The organism is Ensifer sp. 1H6 (assembly GCF_001976035.1).
Taxonomy (GTDB): domain Bacteria; phylum Pseudomonadota; class Alphaproteobacteria; order Rhizobiales; family Rhizobiaceae; genus Ensifer; species Ensifer canadensis.
Genome location: NZ_MOAI01000016.1, coordinates 78,372 through 97,320, shown reverse-complemented (window position 1 = coordinate 97,320; position 18,949 = coordinate 78,372). Strand labels below are relative to the sequence as shown.

At 59.9% G+C, this 18,949-nt stretch carries 14 protein-coding genes and 3 pseudogenes; 5 read left to right on the top strand and 12 right to left on the bottom strand.

Features of this window, described 5'->3' with window-relative positions:
- Positions 1 to 54: 54 nt before the first annotated feature.
- Positions 55 to 1,131, bottom strand: a complete 1,077-nt coding sequence (locus tag BKP54_RS19500; protein ID WP_057207964.1) for an extracellular solute-binding protein — start codon at positions 1,129 to 1,131, stop codon at positions 55 to 57.
- 366 nt (positions 1,132 to 1,497) lie between these two features.
- On the opposite strand from BKP54_RS19500, the gene speB reads away from it, so the two are divergent.
- On the top strand, positions 1,498 to 2,559 hold the full coding sequence (speB, locus tag BKP54_RS19495; protein WP_084814726.1) for an agmatinase: 1,062 nt from the start codon (positions 1,498 to 1,500) through the stop codon (positions 2,557 to 2,559).
- 124 nt (positions 2,560 to 2,683) lie between these two features.
- On the top strand, positions 2,684 to 3,655 hold the full coding sequence (locus BKP54_RS19490; RefSeq protein ID WP_084814725.1) for an ornithine cyclodeaminase family protein: 972 nt from the start codon (positions 2,684 to 2,686) through the stop codon (positions 3,653 to 3,655).
- 229 nt (positions 3,656 to 3,884) lie between these two features.
- Here BKP54_RS19490 and BKP54_RS19485 read toward each other — a convergent pair whose 3' ends face one another.
- Both BKP54_RS19485 and BKP54_RS19480 read right to left on the bottom strand, forming a co-directional pair.
- Positions 3,885 to 4,205 carry a ferredoxin family protein gene (locus BKP54_RS19485; RefSeq protein WP_057207959.1) on the bottom strand — a complete coding sequence of 107 codons (321 nt, stop codon included), beginning with the start codon at positions 4,203 to 4,205 and terminating at the stop codon, positions 3,885 to 3,887.
- Entirely contained in the window at positions 4,205 to 5,821 is a 1,617-nt protein-coding gene (locus tag BKP54_RS19480) for an FAD-binding protein (RefSeq protein WP_084814724.1), read from the bottom strand. The genes BKP54_RS19485 and BKP54_RS19480 overlap by 1 nt, the downstream gene beginning before the upstream one ends.
- Positions 5,822 to 5,913: 92 nt before the next feature.
- Here BKP54_RS19480 and BKP54_RS19475 point away from each other — a divergent pair, with 92 nt between their 5' ends.
- Positions 5,914 to 6,720: a PhnD/SsuA/transferrin family substrate-binding protein gene (locus BKP54_RS19475; RefSeq protein WP_084814723.1), complete on the top strand. Its 807-nt coding sequence runs from the start codon at positions 5,914 to 5,916 to the stop codon at positions 6,718 to 6,720.
- Here the strand turns inward: BKP54_RS19475 and BKP54_RS19470 are convergent.
- The 5 genes from BKP54_RS19470 to BKP54_RS19450 are packed head-to-tail and all read right to left on the bottom strand — an operon-like array spanning position 6,702 to position 12,059.
- Complete coding sequence (locus BKP54_RS19470) at positions 6,702 to 7,673, bottom strand: oligopeptide/dipeptide ABC transporter ATP-binding protein (protein ID WP_084814722.1); 972 nt, start codon at positions 7,671 to 7,673, stop codon at positions 6,702 to 6,704. The two genes, BKP54_RS19475 and BKP54_RS19470, sit on opposite strands and share 19 nt — an antisense overlap.
- A complete protein-coding gene (locus BKP54_RS19465; RefSeq protein ID WP_084814721.1) occupies positions 7,673 to 8,647 on the bottom strand; it encodes an ABC transporter ATP-binding protein in 975 nt (324 codons plus the stop codon). The genes BKP54_RS19470 and BKP54_RS19465 overlap by 1 nt, the downstream gene beginning before the upstream one ends.
- Entirely contained in the window at positions 8,644 to 9,477 is an 834-nt protein-coding gene (locus BKP54_RS19460; RefSeq protein WP_084814720.1) for an ABC transporter permease, read from the bottom strand. Before BKP54_RS19460 ends, BKP54_RS19465 begins: the two co-directional genes overlap by 4 nt.
- A gap of 2 nt (positions 9,478 to 9,479) precedes the next feature.
- Positions 9,480 to 10,454, bottom strand: coding sequence for an ABC transporter permease (locus BKP54_RS19455; RefSeq protein ID WP_084814719.1), 975 nt, complete (start codon positions 10,452 to 10,454; stop codon positions 9,480 to 9,482).
- 42 nt (positions 10,455 to 10,496) lie between these two features.
- Positions 10,497 to 12,059: an ABC transporter substrate-binding protein gene (locus BKP54_RS19450; protein WP_084814718.1), complete on the bottom strand. Its 1,563-nt coding sequence runs from the start codon at positions 12,057 to 12,059 to the stop codon at positions 10,497 to 10,499.
- 248 nt (positions 12,060 to 12,307) lie between these two features.
- On the opposite strand from BKP54_RS19450, the gene BKP54_RS19445 reads away from it, so the two are divergent.
- Positions 12,308 to 13,261, top strand: a complete 954-nt coding sequence (locus BKP54_RS19445) for a fatty acid desaturase (protein ID WP_057208073.1) — start codon at positions 12,308 to 12,310, stop codon at positions 13,259 to 13,261.
- A 126-nt stretch (positions 13,262 to 13,387) separates the two neighbouring features.
- On the opposite strand, the pseudogene BKP54_RS36590 reads toward BKP54_RS19445, so the two are convergent.
- Positions 13,388 to 13,612: pseudogene (locus BKP54_RS36590) on the bottom strand (IS30 family transposase); the annotation flags it as partial.
- A gap of 120 nt (positions 13,613 to 13,732) precedes the next feature.
- Here BKP54_RS36590 and BKP54_RS19435 point away from each other — a divergent pair.
- Positions 13,733 to 14,699 (top strand): annotated as a pseudogene (locus BKP54_RS19435) (IS110 family transposase).
- 330 nt (positions 14,700 to 15,029) lie between these two features.
- On the opposite strand, the pseudogene BKP54_RS19430 reads toward BKP54_RS19435, so the two are convergent.
- The 3 genes and pseudogenes from BKP54_RS19430 to BKP54_RS19420 form a co-directional block, all read right to left on the bottom strand.
- Positions 15,030 to 15,800: pseudogene (locus BKP54_RS19430) on the bottom strand (IS30 family transposase); the annotation flags it as partial.
- 245 nt (positions 15,801 to 16,045) lie between these two features.
- Positions 16,046 to 17,419 (bottom strand): ISNCY family transposase, encoded by a 1,374-nt coding sequence (locus BKP54_RS19425; protein ID WP_025427064.1) that lies wholly within the window; start codon positions 17,417 to 17,419, stop codon positions 16,046 to 16,048.
- 238 nt (positions 17,420 to 17,657) lie between these two features.
- Positions 17,658 to 18,788, bottom strand: a complete 1,131-nt coding sequence (locus BKP54_RS19420; RefSeq protein WP_234907938.1) for a YdcF family protein — start codon at positions 18,786 to 18,788, stop codon at positions 17,658 to 17,660.
- Positions 18,789 to 18,949: the final 161 nt, after the last annotated feature.

The window sequence follows — 18,949 nt, the reverse complement described above, 5'->3', positions numbered from 1 at the left end:
AGAGAATTGCCGAAGGAACGCTTCGCGCCTCCGGCAATCTTGTCGCACTGTGATTTAGAGCAGCGGTGCGATGTCCTGTTCCCAGCGCTTGGACCAGGCATCCTGCTGCTCGAGGACGACGTTGTAGTCCGGCACATAGACGAAGCTCGAGAACTCCTCCGGCGTGAAAGCGAGATGCTTGAGGTTGTCGGGCGTGGACGCCTTGCTGTTGAGCGGCGCTTCACCGGCCACCTTGGCGTAGAGCGAGCTCATTTCCGGGCTGATGGCAAAGTTGATGAAGTCGAGCGCCGCCCGGGTATTGGGCCGGTTCTTCATGACGCCGAAGCCGCTCTGGTAGAGGAATGCCTTGAAATTGCTGTCCTTGGTGAAGCGCGTCACGGGGAAGTTTTTCGCCACGGCAGCCCAGCCCGGCTCGGCGAAGAAGCCGACCGATGTTTCGCCTGATGTCAGCGAGTTGGTAAAATCGATATCGGTTACAGCGACGCGCCCGATATTGCCCGATTTCGCCAGGTCCTGCATCAGCTTCCAGCCGGGTTCCATATTGGTTTCGCTGCCGCCGGCATGCAAGGCAAGCGCCACGATCTGCAGCATCATGCTCTGCGTCGGTCCGGGCCAGCAGATTGCACCCTTCAGATCGGGGCTCAGGAGATCGTCGATGGTCTTGACGACCATGGGCGCAGTGTCGGTTCGTGCACCGAAATACATGCCTCCCACTGCGCGCGGAACAGCCTTGATGTTGCCCTTGCCGTCGCGAATGATGATCTTCTCGGGAATGTCGGCGAGATTGGGAATGTCTGCCGGATTGATGGTTTCCAGCCAGTCTTCCTTGACCATGCTGTTGAAGGACCCCTCCCATCCGGCCACATAGTCGTAATCGACGTTGGGCCAGACCGCCTTAATCTTCGGAAGGATTGCGCCCGCGCCGCCCTGATGCAGAACCCAGTTGAAAGTCGATGCATCCTGGGCAGCCGCAATCTGCTTCATCGCTTCGACGACATCTCCGCCCCATTCAACGGCGGTAAGCTCGCTGCCGGCAGCGAACGCCGACCTCGCCAGTCCCGTCATCGTTCCAGCAATCCCGAGCGCAGCAGCGGATCCCATAAACCGGCGGCGTGTCATATCCATGATCAGTTCCCCTTATTTGTGGCCGCTTCTGTGCAGCCTTGTGATCGCGGGGAGACTGAGGGGACGCCGTTCGAAGCGGTAGTGGGAAAATTATCTCCGGGATATAAGGATTCGTGAATGGTCAGCCGCGGTGTGGCGCGGCGTTTTTACTCTTCTCGCCACTTTTGACTATCAGGGATCCTTATAGGCTCTCATGAATTTTCAAGGTTCCAAAAGGCGCTCCCCGACGCGAATGATGTCGTTGCGACGTTACAGCGCCGCGCGTCCAAAGTGACGCGCAAGGTCGCTGCAACACTTTTAATTCGCTGCATAATTTCATCCTCAAATCGGTTTCGATTTCAGGAATATACAGTTGAAACGTGGGAGCCTATTTTGACGATTGACCGGGATTTTCTGGAAGACTTGCGAAGCCGCTTCGGCAATGCGGCAGGCGGTGAAATGCAGGACCCGCATTTCCGAGAAGTTGCGGCCAGCGTCTTCAAGGACGGCGATAGCCGCAAATGGCCATTTGCAGGCCCGGCCACATTTCTTGACGCGCCATTCATCGAAAACGGGCTGCGGTCCGACATCCTGGAGGCGCTTGACGTTGCCCTGATCGGCGTGCCGATGGATCTCGGCGTGACCAACCGTGCCGGCGCGCGACTGGGACCCCGCGCGGTTCGTGGAATCGAGCGGGTTGGCCCTTACGAACATGTGCTTCGGGTCGCGCCGATGGGTCGGCTGAAGGTTGCCGATGTCGGCGACGTGCCGATGCGCAGCCGGTTCGGCCTGGCTGAATGCCATGCCGACATCGAGGCCTGCTACCGGATGATTGCGGGCACGAAAACCATTCCGCTCTCGGTGGGCGGAGATCACTCCATATCCGGCGCCATCCTCAAAGGCCTTGCCGGCCACGAACCCGTGGGCATGATCCATATCGATGCCCATTGCGACACGGCCGGCCCTTATGAAGGGTCGAAATTTCATCATGGGGCGCCCTTCCGAGAGGCTGTGCTCGCGGGTGTGCTCGACCCTCGACGCACGATCCAGATCGGCATTCGCGGCGGCGGCGAATATCTTTGGGAATTCTCGTTCGCCTCTGGAATGACCGTCATTCACGCGGAAGAGGTTGCCGAGATGGGCATCAAGGCAGTGATTGCCGGGGCCTTTGAAGTGGTCGGCTCCGGCCCCACCTATGTCAGCTTCGATGTCGACAGCCTGGATCCCGCCTTCGCCCCGGGTACAGGTACGCCCGAAGTCGGCGGGCTGCAGCCACGGGAAGTGCTGACGATGCTCAGGGGCTTCAAGGGTATCAATCTAGTCGGTGGCGACGTGGTGGAAATTGCGCCGCAATATGACGCGACCACCAATACCGCGCAGATCGCAGCGCAGGTGTTGTTCGAACTTCTATGCCTGGCGATGTTCAGCCCGTCCGCAAGGGTGAACAGGCGTTAACGGCCACTCCGGGCCGCAGCACAAAAAACTGGTTGTGCCGGCTCGGATGCCGGCTGCGTCCGGCCCAGCAGATTTCACCTCTTCGGCCGCATGACGGCCGACCTATTTTCGGAAGGTTGTTTCCATGACTGACGCGCCAATTCGCATCCTCGACGCCCAGGCGACCGCTGCACTGCTCCCATTCGGCGCCTTGATCGATACCCTGCGGCGGTCCTTTGCCGAGGGCTGCGTCGTGCCGGTTCGCCACCATCACACCGTCGCAAACGACGGGGAACCGGATGCGACACTGCTGTTGATGCCCGCCTGGCATGACGCACAGCGACCGGCGCGCTATCTCGGCTTCAAGATCGTCACCGTGTTTCCCGGGAATACCGCGCGCGGCATTGCCGGCCTGACCTCGACCTACATTCTTTACGACGGGCGAACCGGTACGCAGCTCGCGCTCATTGATGGAAACACGATCACGGCGCGCAGAACAGTGGCAGCATCGGCGCTTGCTGCAGACTATCTCGCCCGGAAGGACGCCAAACGCCTGCTGGTGATCGGCGCCGGCCGGGTGGCAAGCCTGATCCCGGACGCCTATCGCGCCGTCCGGCAGATCGAGCACGTGGACATCTGGGATATCGACGCGGGAAACGCGGCGCGATTGGCGGACAGCCTTGCACAACAGGGGCTCAGAACCTCCGTCGTCTCGGATCTTGAAGCATCGGTGCGTGCCGCCGATGTCGTGAGTGCAGCAACCTTGGCAACCCAGCCGATCATCAGGGGCGAGTGGCTGCGTCCCGGCACCCATGTGGACCTCATCGGTGGCTTTACGCCCGCGATGCGTGAGGCTGATGACGATGCTGTGCGGCGGTCTTCGGTCTACATCGACACGCATGAGGCCCTACATGAAGCCGGAGACCTGGTTCAGCCCGTCAAGGCGGGCCTGTTTTCGGAGGCCATGGTACGCGCGACGCTCGACGAATTGTGCCGCCGCGATGTGACGGCAAGAACCTCGAACGAGGAGATCACGCTCTACAAGGCAGTAGGAACCGCCTTGGCGGATCTAGCCGCCGCGACGATGGTGTATGAGACTGCGTCCGCCAACAGCTGAGTGGCTTGCGATCGACCCATCCGCGGCTGCGAGGTATTGCCCTGCCACGATCGCTGGGGCCGGCTTGCGCTGATATGGGGGCGCCCGTGTCGCGACGCGGGTGACATCGAGCTTTACGGCCCGGCAATTGTCTTCAGGTTCTCGATCGCGCCATGGACCGCGGCAAACACCGGTGCGCTTTGGTCAGGCGTTCGCCCTCGACCGGGAGGTTTGATTCCAGAGCGGTAGGCTATTGAGGCAATCTGTAATGATCGTCGATGTGACGTTGATGACGGGTGTCCTTGTGCCAGCCGATGGCCCTCCTGTAGCTGCCGAAGAGATTGCTTTTGCGCACGACATCGACCGTCAGTCCATGCACTGCCTCGGCGTCCGGATCGACGTAGAGCGCGTCCACGGGACAATAAAGCTCGCACATGAAGCAAGTCTGGCAGGCCTCCTGCCGCAGGATACGGGGCGGGCCGTACGGCATAACCTGGAAAACGTTGGTCGGGCAGACCTGGACGCAGAGATTGCAGTCCGTGCAGGTATCACTATCCAGTACCTCGATCATTATTCTGCAGCCTCCTTGTAGTCGCTTGGTTTTACCGGTTCCGTCCGGATTGTGATTGTGTTGAGGCCGCATACGACCAGCCGGTAACGTTGTTCTGGGTCCTGATTTGGGAAATCGTCGCGGCGGTGCATGCCGCACGTTTCCGTACGCGCCAGGGCGGCGCGATACATGAAGCGAGCGGTGGCGGTCATTGCCTGTGCCTGGCGCAGTGGTAGCACCTGGCTCTCGTCCGCGGCCGTAGCGTCGGCGATCTCTTGCCACAGCTGGTCGAGCCGCTCCAGCGCTGCCGACAGCCCGGTATGTGTCCGGAAATAGTTGATGTTGAGCGGAAAGACCTCATCCTGTACCGCCCTGATGATGGTTTGCGGATCAGCGGTAATCGCGTTTTTGCTAGCCCAGGCTGCGGGCCGGGCAACATGAGTATGAGACACATTGGCTCTACCCCGCGCGAAGGCTGCGGCCGCCGCGCCGGCAAAAGAGCCGGTGGAGATCGCCCAGGCAGCATTGTGGCTGCCGCCGCCGGTAAAACCGCCGCAGATAGGCTCGCGGGTGGCGTTGTCGCCGGCGGCATAAAGGCCGGGCGCAGTTGTTGCGCAGTCGAGCCCGGTCAGCCGTAGCCCACCGGTGCCGCGAACCGTACCCTCAAGACGCAACTTCACCTCGAAGAACTCCGTGAAAGGGTCAATGCCACGGCGGTCGAAGGGTACGAAGAAATTCGGCTGGGCGCGGCGCAGGATCGCCTTGACCTCGTCGGTTTCGGCAAGATCGAGGCGCGCGTAGACGGGTTCGGACAGGAGCGTGCGGGCAATGATTGAGCGTCCGCGGGCGGAGCCTGCGCCGTCGATCAGACTATGGTCCTTGCGGTAGAACTGCCCGAAGCGGTATAGCGCCGTCTTGGTGATCGACGCAAAGGCCGGCGATATGGCATACGCAGATGAGAACTCCATGCCCGAGAGTTCCGCACCGGCCTCGACCCCCATCAGGTAACCGTCACCGGTCAGTACGTCACAGCCGAGCGCTTTGCTCATGAAGGCACAGCCGCCTGCTGCAAGCACAACAGCGCCTGCCCGGACCGTCCACTGTCCTCCTTCCTGCCGGCGCAGTCCGCTTGCCCCGACGACAGCCCCGCCATCTGTCAGGAGCTGCGTTGCTGGATGATGATCGAGAATGGTGACGCCCGCATTCTTCACTCGGCGTCGCAACAGCCGCATATATTCCGGTCCCTGGACCGAAATGCGCTGCTGTTCGCCTTTGTCATCACTGGGGAAGGGGTAACCCCAGTCGGCCAGGCGGTTGACGCTTTCGAAGGTCTTCTCGAGAACGGGCACCATCCAGGCACGCTCGGAGAGATAGCCGCCCATGGCCTCGCGGCTCGCCATGGCCGCTTCCCGCTCGGCCGGGTCCGGCGGTACATACCAGATCTGGGTGCCGGCGGAAGCCGTTGCGCCGGAGCTACCGCAATAGCCCTTGTCGACCAGCACGACTCTGGCCTTGGTGCTAGCTGCCTCCAGCGCTGCCCAGCACCCTGCGGGGCCGCCGCCGATGACCAGCACGTCGCTGATGATCTCGCTTGTGGAAGAGATGGCGGAGTGGGCTTCCTGCGGAGGTAAGCTCATCGCTGGGATCCTTTCACCGAACAAATTTCGTTGCGGTTTAAATCTATGCATTGCATAGATTGTAGCACTTGTGTTTTTGGGAGTTTCATTAGATGTCGCTTGCCAGCCTCGCCATGTACGTCAGCCCGCCGCCGGTTCAGGAGGCGACGCGGCTGTTCTGGGGCGCGTTGGGCGCACGCATTCGTGCCAATGGGCTCGATGCCCCGGCAACGTTGAACGACGATGTGCGTTATGACGAAGCCTGGCTTCGACCCGACCTGCTGTTCGGCCAGACCTGCGGATATCCCTACGTCCAGCATCTGCGCGGAAAGGTGCAACTTGTGGCGTCGCCCGTCTACGGATTGCCGGGCTGCGACGGACCGCTCAAGTGCAGTTTCATCATCGTCAATGCCGGGTCGTCGGCACAGTCGATTGAAGAATTGCGAGGCATGCGAGCCGCAATCAACGAGCCCGGCAGCAATTCGGGCTATAATCTGTTCCGCGCATTCGTAGCGCGCCATGCCATTAAAGGACGGTTCTTTTCTTCCGTGTTGGAAACCGGAGGCCATCGGGCGAGCATCGACGCGGTATCGAGCGGGGACGCGGATGTTGCGGCGATCGACTGCGTGACCTTCGGCAATACTCTGCGATTCGACCCTGATCGTGTCGCCGGCGTTCGCATCCTTGCGGAGACCGCCAAGGGACCGGGCCTGCCCTTTATCACGGCCGCCGGAACGCCGACCAAGGACCTGGTGGTTCTGCGCCGCGCCTTGGCGGAGACGATAGCCGATCCCGAGTTCGCCGATGTCTGCGACACGCTTTCGCTGCGCGGGATCAGCCTGCTGGGTGATGCCGACTACGAAAGGTTGGCGGAATTTGATCGGGATGCTGTGCGTCATGGTTATCCCGCTATCGCCTGAGGCATAACGATGGCTTCTGCGGTGAGCGGGAAGTGGCATGCGACGCTACGTCCATCCGCTCCGGCCTGAAGGGTGGGTGCTTCGCCGACGCATCTCGGCTTTGCCAGTGGACAACGCTTGTGGAAGCGGCACCCGGAGGGCGGGTTGCTCGGGCTAGGAAGCTCGCCCGAGAGCACAATGCGCACGCGTCGGCGACCGGGATCGAGCGTGAGGTTGGCCGAGAGCAGTGCTTGTGTATAGGGGTGCGCGGGATCGCGAAATAATGCGGCCGTCGGCCCGCTTTCGACGATTTGGCCGAGATACATTACCGCCACACGATCGGTCACGCGGCCGACTACATTGAGATTGTGGGAGATGAGCAAGTAGCTGAGGTTGAGACGATCTCTCAGTGCCCGCAGAAGGTTCAGAAGCTCGCCTTGGATGGAAATGTCGAGACCGGCCGTTGGTTCGTCGGCAACGATGATCGACGGTTCGGCCGCAAGTGCCCGCACGAGCGCCACGCGCCGCGCCTGTCCGCCGCTCAGTTGATGCGGATAGCGCGACAGAAGCTGTTCGCCAAGACCGATGCTTTCCGCCAGCGCCGATATCCGCGCCCAGCTTTCGGGCGTGTGTACCTTTCTGATTTTCAGCGGCTCGGCAAGCAAGGAGTGCACCGTCATACGCGGAGAAAGTGAGGCGGCCGGGTCTTGAAACAGCAGCTGGATCCTGCGCTGCAGATCGCTGCGGCGCCGACTGGTCACATCCTGCAGCGTCTCGCCCTCGATCGTCAGCTTACCGGCCGCAAGCGGCTGAAGCCCCACGATCGCGCGGGCGACAGACGACTTTCCGCAGCCGCTCTCCCCGACGAGACCCAGGGTCTCGCCGCGTCGCAGCTCCAGCGAAACGCTATCGACTGCCGTCAACCGATCGTAGCGGACGACAGCATCCTTCAAGATGAGTGCCGTAGGGGTCATCAGGCAGCCTCCAACCAGCAGGAGTAGGCCTGTCCGCTGTCCGCCTGCCGGCGGGGCGGCTTGTTGCTGCAACGGTTGTGGCGGGAGGGACAGCGGCCGGCGAAGATGCAGCCTTCAGGTCGGCGGGCGGGATCGGGGACGTTGCCCGGGATCGTCGCGAGGTCCTGCGACGGGTGGAAGGCGGCGTAGGGATTGACCTCGCACGCAAGCAGCGCGCGGGTGTAGGGGTGTCGCGGACGATGCAGCACGTCGCGTACAGGCCCGCTTTCCACCACCGTTCCTGCATACATCACGATGACACTGTCGCAGAGTTCGGCGATCAGTCCCATGCTGTGGCTGACGATGAGCATGGACGCGGCCGTCCGTTGTCTCAACCGGTGCAACACTTCGACGACCTGCGCTTCGATCGTCGCATCGAGCGCCGTGGTCGGCTCATCGGCAATTAGCAGTTTCGGCTCGACGAGAAGCGCCATGGCGATCACCACACGCTGACGCATACCGCCGGAAAACTCGTGTGGGTATCGGCGCATGCGCGCTGCTGCGTCTTGCACACCAACATCGGCAAGCATCGTTTGAGCCCGACCCCAGAGCTTCCGTCGGCTCTCCTTGGGAAACCGCCGACGCTGAATATCGACGAGTTGGGTGCCGATGGTGAACATCGGATTGAGCGCCGTCATCGGGTCCTGGAAAATCATCGAGATATCGGCACCGCGTAGCGCCGCCGTTTCCTTCACGGCGAAGTTGGTCTCGCGGCCGTCGAACACAGCGCGGCGTGCGGAAACCTCTGCATCGTCGGCAAGCAGCCCAAGCATTGCCAAGGCCACTGTCGATTTGCCACTGCCGCTTTCGCCGACGAGACCCACCGATTGCCCCCGTCCGATGATGATATCCGCACCATCGAGAATATGAGCCGTGCGCCCCGACCCCCGGTAGGATACGTTCAGGCCTTCAATTGTGACGAGGGCGTCTTTCATAGGGTCTTCCTCAGCTTGGGGTCGAGCGAGTCACGCAGAGCTTCGCCCAGGAGCGCGAAGCCGAGAGTGGCGAGAACCAGCACCAAGCCGGAAAACGTGGCCAGACAGATCGACCGGTCGAGATAGGTATAGCCATCGTTGAGCAGATTGCCCCAGCTTGCGAGCGGCGGACGTACGCCAAGACCAAGAAAGCTGAGCCCCGCCTCGATGGTGATGACAACGGGAATGTCCATGCAGGCCAGCACGAAAATTGGGCTGATGATATTTGGCGTGACGTGATGAAGGATCAACCGCCAGGACTGAGCACCGAGTACTCTTTCGGCCTCAATGAACGGGCTGTTGCGGATCGCGATTGTTTGGGCGCGGGCGACCCGGCCGAAATGGGGGATAAAGACGATGCTGACGAGCAGGACGACATTGCCGAGGCCCGGACCGAATACGGCGACCAGCGCCAGTGCTAGGATGATGCTCGGAAACGAGGTGACAATATCGAAGACGCCGATGACGAACAGATCGACGGCGCGCGGCGAAAGGGCGGCCGCGATCCCGAGGGTTACACCAATTATCAGGGAAATGGCGATGACCGAGAGCGAGATGCCGAGCGCCACCCGCGCGCCGTAGATTAGGCGGCTCAGGATGTCACGACCGAGATGATCCGTTCCAAGCAGATGCTGCAGCGAGGGGTCCATCAGTCGGTTGCCGGGCGCGATGGAGTTCGGGCCATAAGGTGCGATCAGCGGCGCGACGATCGCGACCACACAAAGAAGCGTCACCGCAATGAACGCGAAAGTGCCGCCTGGACGTCGGGGGAGGTCAAAGAGGACGGCCATCCCTAGTGTCTCCCCACGGCGAGGCGCGCGCGCTCGCGCGGATCGATCAGGCTCTGGCCAAGGTCAGTGATGAGGTTCGTCAACACATATAGAGTGACGATGACGAAGACGCCGCCCTGAACGACCGGGTAGTTGCGCGTCCGAATGGCGTCGTAGATCAGCGAGCCGAGGCCAGGGCGGTTGAAGATCACCTCGGCAAAGACCGCGCCGCCAAGAAGATCGCCAAACCCCATGCCGAGCACTGCAACGGTCGGCAGTACTGCTGGCTTCAGCGCATACTTGAGCAAGATAACCGTTTCGCTAACGCCATAAGCGCGCAGCGTGCGGATATGGTTTTCACCGAGCACCTCGAGCAGCGAGGACCGTAGAAGGCGAGCGATATAGCCAATCCAGCCAGCAGCGAGTGCAGTGGTCGGAAGCACGAGATGCCAAAGCTGATCACTGAGATCCCCGCTTTCGCCCACACCCAGAACTGGAAACCAGCGGAAGGTCACGGAGAACACCATCAGGAGGAAAATCGACACGACGAAGCTTGGCGTCGAGATGAAGGCGACACTCAGGTATGCGATCAGCCGATCGACCTTGCCACCCGGACAGCGGGCAGCGAGCAGGGCGAGCGGCACACCGAAGGCGATTGCGCACAGCATAGCGGAGATCGCAAGCGCCGCCGTGTTCGGCAGAGTGGCGGCAACGAGGGCAAGAACCGGCCGACCATTAAAGACATCTTCGCCGAGATCGCCGGAGAAGAGCCGACCGAAGAAGGCGAGCACCTGCGCGATCAGCGGCTTGTCGAGCCCGATGCGGGCGTTGAGCGCAGCGACCGCTTCCGGTGTTGCGCGCGAACCAAGGACCACGGTTGCAGGATCGCCCGGGATCAGCCGCGTCAGAGCCATCAGAAGCACGACTGAGCTGGCAACGGCGAGAAGCGCCGTCGCCAGTTTGAAGGTGAGATGAATCTGAAGGGATGCGCTTCTCATCGCGGCGCATCCCGTTTTGTCCGTGTAAGCGCAGTCACTGGATCAAGCCGTCGCTTCCGTAAAGGCCGTGTAGAGCCAGTTGTTGCCATTCGGCAGGACGCCGGGTTTCAGCCACTTCCGGGAAGCGAAAGCGTTAAGGTTGTGGGTGATCCAGATGAAGGCTGCGGATTCATCAAGCAGCTTCTGCGCCTCAATGTAGATCTTCTCGCGCTCAGCCGGATCGACGGTGACGCCACCCTTTTCGTGCAGGGCGTCGAAATCGGTGTTCTTCCAACGCTGCCAGTTCCATTGACCGACCTGTGCTGACGTGAACCACTGCGTCTGGAAGCCGGGGTCGAACTTGCCGTTGTATTTGATCAGCGACAGTTCGAGATCCTTGCTGGCATCGTTTTCGCCGAGCGCCCAATAGGCTGCGGACTCCAGTGCCTCGATTTCGACCTCGATACCGACTTCGGCAAGATTGGCCTGGATTATCTGGGCGATCGCCTCATAGCGCGCATTGGCTTCGATCGTCAGCTTCGTCTTGAAGCCATCGGCGTGGCCCGCCTCAGCGAGCAGGCTCTGCGCTTTTTCCAGGTCGCGGGCATAGACAGGCGCATCCTTCCAGTAGCCGAGCAGGTTCGGTGCGAGCAGCGCGTTGGCACGCGGATAGATGCCGGAATAGGCGCCCTGCAGGATAGCTTCGATATCGACGGCGTAGCGGATCGCCTGGCGAACCCGGATATCGTCAAACGGTGCCTTCTCGATGTTCGGCCCGAACCAGACATAGTCGATGGCGGGAATTTCCGTCACGCTTGCATCCGGCAGATCAGATAGCGCTTTGCCGCTTTCCGGATCGATGGCAGTAAAATCGATCTCGCCGGACTGGAAGGCGATTTCTGCAGTCTTCTGTTCGCCGATTGGCTTGCCGACGATCTGCTGGAAGTACGGCTTGATCGGCCCCTTGTAGTTTGGGTTGATTTCGAGAACGAATTGCTCGCGCGGGGTCCACTGCTTGAGTACATAAGGACCGCTACCAATCAGCTTTGTAGCGATGTCCTTGCCGTGCGCTTCGAAAGCCTTCTTCGAGATGATGCGGCCCGAACCATCGGCTAGCGCGATCGTGTAAAGCGCCGGCGCCGGGTTCTTCAGGATGATGCGGCCTTCGAGTGGCCCCGTCACCTCGACGCGATCGAGTGCGGACCAGTCCTTGGCATAGGTGACGGGCTTGCCATCGGCATCGGGATTGATGAAGCGCTCGAAGGAGAACTTCACGTCCTCGGCCGTTAGGTCGCCATAGCCGTCGGTAAAGGTGAGGCCGCCGCGCAGCTTGAAGCGGATTTCAGTGTCGTTCACCTGCTCCAGTTCTTCGGCCGCATCGAGCTCCCACTCGGTCGAACCTGGCTTGAAGGAGATCAGGCCCTGTTGCACGGACCAGATAACGTTGAGATCGACCGGGCCGGAGCGGTGGGCCGGATCTAAGTTGGAAAGGTCCTTGTCGATGCGCACGGTGATTTTGGTGCGATCGGTATTGGCGAAGGCGGGATGGACGCCACCGAGCGCGACGACGGTCGCAATAGAAGCGCCGCCGATCAACACCTGTCGGCGTGTAGGGTGGAATGTCATTTAATGTCCCTCCAATCATGAGCGCCCGGCCACAAAGTGGAAAGGACGGCTGTCAATTCGATGAAGGGATTAAAGCCAATAATCTATAAATTACATAGAATAAATATTTTGCGATCCGGCTTTTTTGCGCAACCGGTTTCCTTTTTTCGCGGCTCCGCTGCAAAGCCATGCGGCGCGGCATGAGGCATCGGCCTTTTATATTGGCGCTTGAAATCTATCGCTTTTTCCCCTTTGCCGGAACCTGCTTCATGTCCAGCCACCTGTCGTCTGACACTCTTCCTTCGCAATCTGCCCTTTCAATCATCGCCCGTATTGAATGGCAGACTGTGGCCTTGGCTCTCGTCATCTATGGTGGTTTCTTCGGCTTGACTTGGTTCTGGCAAGCAATGCCCGCGGCTGCAGTATTTGGCTTAGGTGGCTGGCTGATTGCTTGGCACGGGTCGCTTCAGCACGAAGTCATCCACGGGCATCCAACCCGGAACCGTCTTGTAAACGACGCGATCGGGTGGCCGCCATTATCCCTTTGGTTGCCCTACGCGATCTATAGGGAAGAGCATCTGGTTCATCATCGAGACGAGCATCTTACGGACCCAATTGAAGACCCCGAATCCTCCTATTTTACCCAAAATGCCTGGGAGGCGATGGGCCGTCTTGGCAAGGCTCTTGCATCCTGGAACACAACGCTGCTTGGAAGGCTAACGATCGGGCCGCTCGTCATGATCGTGAATTTTCTGGCACAGGAAACGATGCAGATATTAAAGGGTGACCGCCAGCGAGCGTACATCTGGGCGCGGCACATCATCGGCGTCGCATTTGTATCAGCTTGGGTGTTTTGGATTTGCGATATGCCGCTGTGGCTCTATCTTCTTGGCTTCGTCTATTTCGGTGCGGCACTCAGCAGATTGCGGTCGTATGCCGAGCACCGATATGCAGATAATCACGATGAGCGTACGGCGATCGTTGAGAATAGTGCTCTCTTCGGGGTGCTCTTCCTCTTCAACAATTTGCATGTGCTGCATCATCAGCGTCCCGGCGTGCCGTGGTACCGGATTCCATTTCTTTACCGTCGATACAGGACTATTCTCATCGAGGCCAACGGTGGTCTTGTCTACGATGGTTATCGGGATGTCGCACGACGGTTCCTGCTACGACCACACGATGACCCTCGTCACCCCCGGCACTGCCAGCGGAGCGATCCATGAACGGGTTGGGAAAAGAGACTTCGATCAAAGCATTCTCGTGGCGGCGGGAGTGATCCAGCGACATATCGCCGGATCGGAAGGCATCTGTGAGTTCACGACGAACCGCGACCTGCGGGCTTTGCGACGCTAGCCCGTGCGCCTGTTCTGCGCGAGCAGTTTCTGGCGAAAGACTTCAGCTGGCGTTTTGTAGCCAAGGCATTTTCGTGGCGTTGCGTTCAGGTGATTGCAGATCTCGGTGAGATCGCGATCATTGAGAGACAATGGATCGACCTCTCTCGAAAGCCATTTCCTTGCCCGCCTGTTGGTGTTTTCGACGGTACCCTTCTGCCAAGGAGATTGGGGGTCGCAGAACATGGGGTAATCGCGGCGCGACCGCCCCAAGCAGATGCTAGCGGGGGTGGTTGCTCCCGATAAGATGGTGAAACGGGCTCACGATGGGAAACCGGGCCCAACATCAGATGGAGAGCAACCATGGACCAGTATATTGGGCTTGATGTTTCATTGAAAGACACAGCAATCTCGGTTCGGGAGGACGGCAAGCGGATCTGGCGGGGAAGTGCCCTTCGGACCCAACGCTTCTGGCCGAGCTTATCCGCAAGCACGCGCCGCACGCCAGGCGCGTCGTCTTCGAAACGGGGCCGCTGTCGACGTGGTTCTATCATGCCCTGACGGCCGAAGGGGCTCCGGCGATCTGCATTGAAGCACGGCACGCGCAAAAGGTATTGAACGAGACACTCAACAAGACCGATGCCAATGATGCCGATGGTCTGGCGCAGCTCGCAGAAGCCGGCTTTTACAAAGCGGTTCGGGTCAAGTCGTTTGACGCTATGCTGACCCGACCTTCGGCCTTATCGTACCCAAAGGCACAGGTCGGGTTTTTGATACCCATGTTCGAGAGCTCCTGGAGAGGCAAACTTCTTTGGCACAGATCATTTTGCCCTTGCTTGATGCGTGGCACAATATTCGCAAGCGTGCGGCCATTCTTGACCGTCAGCTCATTGCAGCGGCGCGGCAGAGCCCGGCTACGAAGTTGTTGATGACAGTTCCAGGTATCGGCGCCATTACGGCGGTCTCTTACGTCGCCGCCATCGAGGCACCAGAAAACTTCCGAACTTCGCGCTCGGTTGGCGCCTGGCTCGGGCTGACCACCCGCCGCTATCAGTCGGGCGAAGTCGATTATGACGGCCATATCTCACGCAGAGGCGACAACCGGTTGCGCGGGCTGCTTTACGAAGCGGCGACAGCGCTGCTGACGCGAACCAGTGCCAGGAACGAAAGCCGCCTCAAAGACTGGGGACTTAAGCTCCGCGAGCGGCTTGGCTTTAAGCGGGCGGCTGTGGCCGTCGCCCGCAAACTCGCGGTTATCATGCATACCATGCTCAAGACGGGAGAAACCTTCAATGCTTCAGTCGGCACCAACGCATTAATGAAGGTCTGACAGCCGATTACTCTCCGCGCATCACCTTTCTGGCGCGACGAGGCGTCCCTGTCGTGGACGTAGGTCTGGCCATTCCGTGAAGTTGGCGGCAGCTCCCAGAGACTGCGCGCAGAACATAGGAAGACCTTGCCTGCGAAGACCATCATGCGGCGGCCTTGTGCCGACCGCGGAGACAACCCTGTTCCCGACATACGATTGCTCTCACGTCAAAATGGAGCGCTGGGCGACGACTAAGAACAGGAACGCCATATGACGTTGCCGAATCCGTGCCGCGCTGGCATTCGGAGCTCATCGCGCATACTCGCTCGCGATTGACTCGCGAGCCGCGATCATGCTTGCCTGCAAGTAAGACCAGTCCGTGAACTCCGTGCCGCGATCGAAGGTAATCGAGCGACGGGCGAGGTGAGGGAGGGATTGCAGCACTTGGATCAGCCCATCCATCACCGGCCGTGATTGCCGGTCGTTGTTGCGCAGAAAAACGGCAAATCGGCTAACCCGCTCGACCAGCGACGTCACATTCGCCTTGCCGAACTTCTTGCGGAATTGAATGAGATCGCATTCCCAATGACCGAACTGCTTGCGCGCAGCAACGGTGTCGGGACGGTAGAGAATGTTGACATCCGGGCTGAACCGCCTGCCATGACGACGCCTGGCATGCCGCGGCCGACGTCTGGCGCGGTGCTCCGGCAGATGCCGCCAGAGCTTGATCGCATGCCCATCCGCGGAGTAGGCGAACTTGTAGATCGTCTCATGGCTGACAGAAATCGGATGGCGCTCCAACTGCAGCCGGCCGGCGATTTGTTGCGGCGACCAACCATGCATGATGCGCTCGATCACCGATTGGCGCAGATGCGAGAACCGGGCAAGTTTGCGCAGCTTGGCACGCCGCTCTCGCGCCATGTCGTTGGCGGTCACGCAGTAATAGCCGTTGAGGTCCGGCATCTTTTCATCCTCAAACGCGTTGCGTCGCAGTTCGCGAAAAATCGTCGAACGATGTCGTCCGAGTTTCTCGGCGATTACGTCAACGCTGATGCCAGCCGATCGCCAGCGGGCAATCTTGCGGCGTTCATCCATATCGATCTGGGAGTAGGTGCGTCTCATGAGCCATTCCTTGCGCGTGACAACCCATTGGTATCTATCGCAAGTCGCACTTGAAAATAGAATGTACCCGGCTACACGAGATGTCAAAGCTGAATAGGGCTGCGACATGCTCAGCCATTTAGAAATGCGACACTGGCTCCGCCGGTCAGCCCCCGATCCGACCGGCTGGGCCGGGTTGCAAGGAAGGAGCGGGGCGGGTGATGACGCTCCCCTTCGGCTTTAGCTTGGACAGTTGAAGCAGCCGGTCATTCCGCCGCATCGAGGTCAGAGAGCGCCTGTCGCCGCCGGGCAATGACCGCAGGATCGTTCATGAAATCCTTCCGACGTCCCGGGCCGCGCGCGCGTCGAACGTAGCCGTTCTTCTCGCTGTTCGTCTTCACGGCGGGCTTCGTCTGCTGCTCCTGACGTTCCTTGATGTAGGTCAGGAGTTCACCGAGCCGCTTGTTCTCGGTGATCGCCGCATGCGTCACCCGCTGGTCCTTGTCGAACACCCGGTAGGGTAGGGAATGCCCCTTCCAACGCACATCCAGCCTGCCGTCGGCAAGCGCGTAGGTCTCGACATAGCGACCGACCAGCCCGCGCGTCACCTCGTTCTCTTCCAGCATGATCCGCTGGCGCTCGAACGAAAACGTCAACTGGGCACCGACATAACGCTGCTCACGTTTGCATAGCACGTCGCGCAGCCGATCCGGGGCAAGGTTCAGCGGCCGATGCAGATCATCAGATCTGGCAGGGGTAATGGCAAACTGGCGGTTATAGCGCTCCATGAACCGAGGCAGGAAAGCGTTGCCGTCGTCCATGCCGCAGACGCCCTCCAGGCGCAGATCCTTAATCAACCGGTCCTGTAGCGTCCGGTTCATCCGCTCGACGCGGCCCTTGGCCTGGCTCGAGTTTGCGCAAAGAATCTCGATGTTTAACTCGCAAAGTGCACGCCCGAACTGGGTCATGCCCTGGCCGCCCTTGGCATCCTTCTTCGCAACCCGGAACACCGAATGCTTGTCGGAATAGAAGGCGACTGGAGCACCATGCGCCTTCAGATAGAGTTCCAGCGCCTCGAAGTAGCTGAACGCACTTTCCGATCGTACAAACCGCAACTGCATCAGCTTGCCGGTCGCATCATCGATGAACACCAGTAATGAACATGGATCACCGCGATCTTCGAACCAGCGATGCTCGGAACCGTCGATCTGAACCAGCTCGCCGTAGGCCTCGCGCCGCAGCCGCGGCTGATGGAACGTCCGTCGCTGCTTGCGCGACAGCCACAGGCCGGCCTCCGACATCCATTGGCGCAAGGTCTCGCGCGACACCGTCAGACCATCACGCTCCGCAAGCTTCTCGGCCGCCAGCGTCGGACCAAAGTCCGCATAGCGCTCGCGCACGATCGCCATGGCGTAATCGCGTACGCCGTCGCAGATCCGGTTGTTCGATGGCCGGCCGATCGCCTGGTGCCGGATCGACGCCGCACCGCCAGCGCCGATCCGGTCCAACAGACGACGCACCTGGCGGGTACTCAAGCCAAGCACATGGGCCGCCGACACCAGCGTCATCCGCCCGGCAATCACTTTCGACAAGACCTCAATCCGCTGCAGGTCACGCTCGCTCATCGCAATCAATCCCATCCGCAATCTCCCAGGTCATCAAAACCCGGGGAGAGTGACATTCTTACTTTGCAGGATCAGGACACTTCAACTTTGCGGCTACACGAGAAAATCAGATAAGGTATCTTATGGAACTTCAATGCGCCTTACTGCGGGTCGTTCTGAGTGACCCATCGAGCCAGCTTACGCGCCCCTCCATCTCAAGTATGGATTGGGACGCGCAATCTGTTCCTAGCATTCTGTTGCTGTGGGGAAGCGACTACTGTTGAAGCCCAGGGTAAGCCCAGACACCCGATACACGCATCAGATCCCGGTAGATTACCAACCGTTCGTCAGCGCCCACCTTTGCTGCCTCTTCCTGAGACGGTGCGTCCAGCGCATTCAGTGGCACGACAGTGGTCGGCAAATCGCGTTGCGTCAGGGCATCTTCCATGACCGTACGAGCACGGCGCATATGGCTTGAGCTTGTCACCAAAATTACGGTATCGGCCTGGTGCCGCACTAGGAGATTGGCAGCATTGACGACATTGCCGATCGTATCTTTTGATTTGTCCTCAATGATGATGCGATCACGGCTGATGCCCTTGTCGACCAGCCACTTAGACATGATGTCGCCCTCGGTGACGCCGTTCTTCGGTACTCCGCCACTCACCATAACGAGCGCTGTGGGATTAGCTTCAGCAGCTTTCAACGTCACTTCGAGGCGGTCAAGCAGAGTTTGCTGGGCCGTGCCGTCGTCCGCCAACGCATATCCGAGCGCGACCACCATCACCTTGCCAGGCAGCGTCGGTACATCGAAGTTTGGCTTTTCTGCCATGATCTGCTCTGCGCGGATAAAACGCTTGCGATACACCTCTGCTTGTTCGCGATCGAGCCCTGCGAGAGCTTGATGAGCGAGCGCCACGTTGGTCTCATCGCCACGAATCCGAGCAATGGCCTCCAACCAGCTTTGGGCGTCAAAGGCCGTCGGATCTTTTTCGAGGATCCCCTGGAATGTCGTCTGCGCCTCGTCCAGTTTTTTCTGAATGATCTGGGTCGATGCGACGGCGTACTGAAAATCCAGTCGCTCAGGAGCTAACGTCGACGCCTCCTTGAAAGCCGCTTCCACGACATCGTATTTGCCGTGCAGGGTGATCCCCTTGAAGACCTCGGCTTCGGCTTTTTTGACGTCGCCGCCCGACCAGTAATATTGCATGCCCGTGTCGACCAACTGCTTGATGCGGTCGGCATTGGCCTGATCAAAGGCACTGACTGGAACGGCCGAAATAAAGCAGGCCGTTGCTGCCAGGACGCCCAGAATGTAGCGTCTCGCCCCACCCTGCGCGCGTGTGGCAGCTGGTGCGACCTTGATCGGTCCCGTCATGACGGCAAAAATGGATCTCAGCTTCATTTAACTCTCCCAGTTTTCCGCTGACCGGCCGAGCCTACTGACGACCGGATCGAAATGTATTTTCCGTGATCACGACCGAACCGTTACATTCATAAGAGGTTCGGTCCATGTAGTAAGACCAAAAACTGACCACTTGTCCAGTCAACGGCCATGATTCCCAA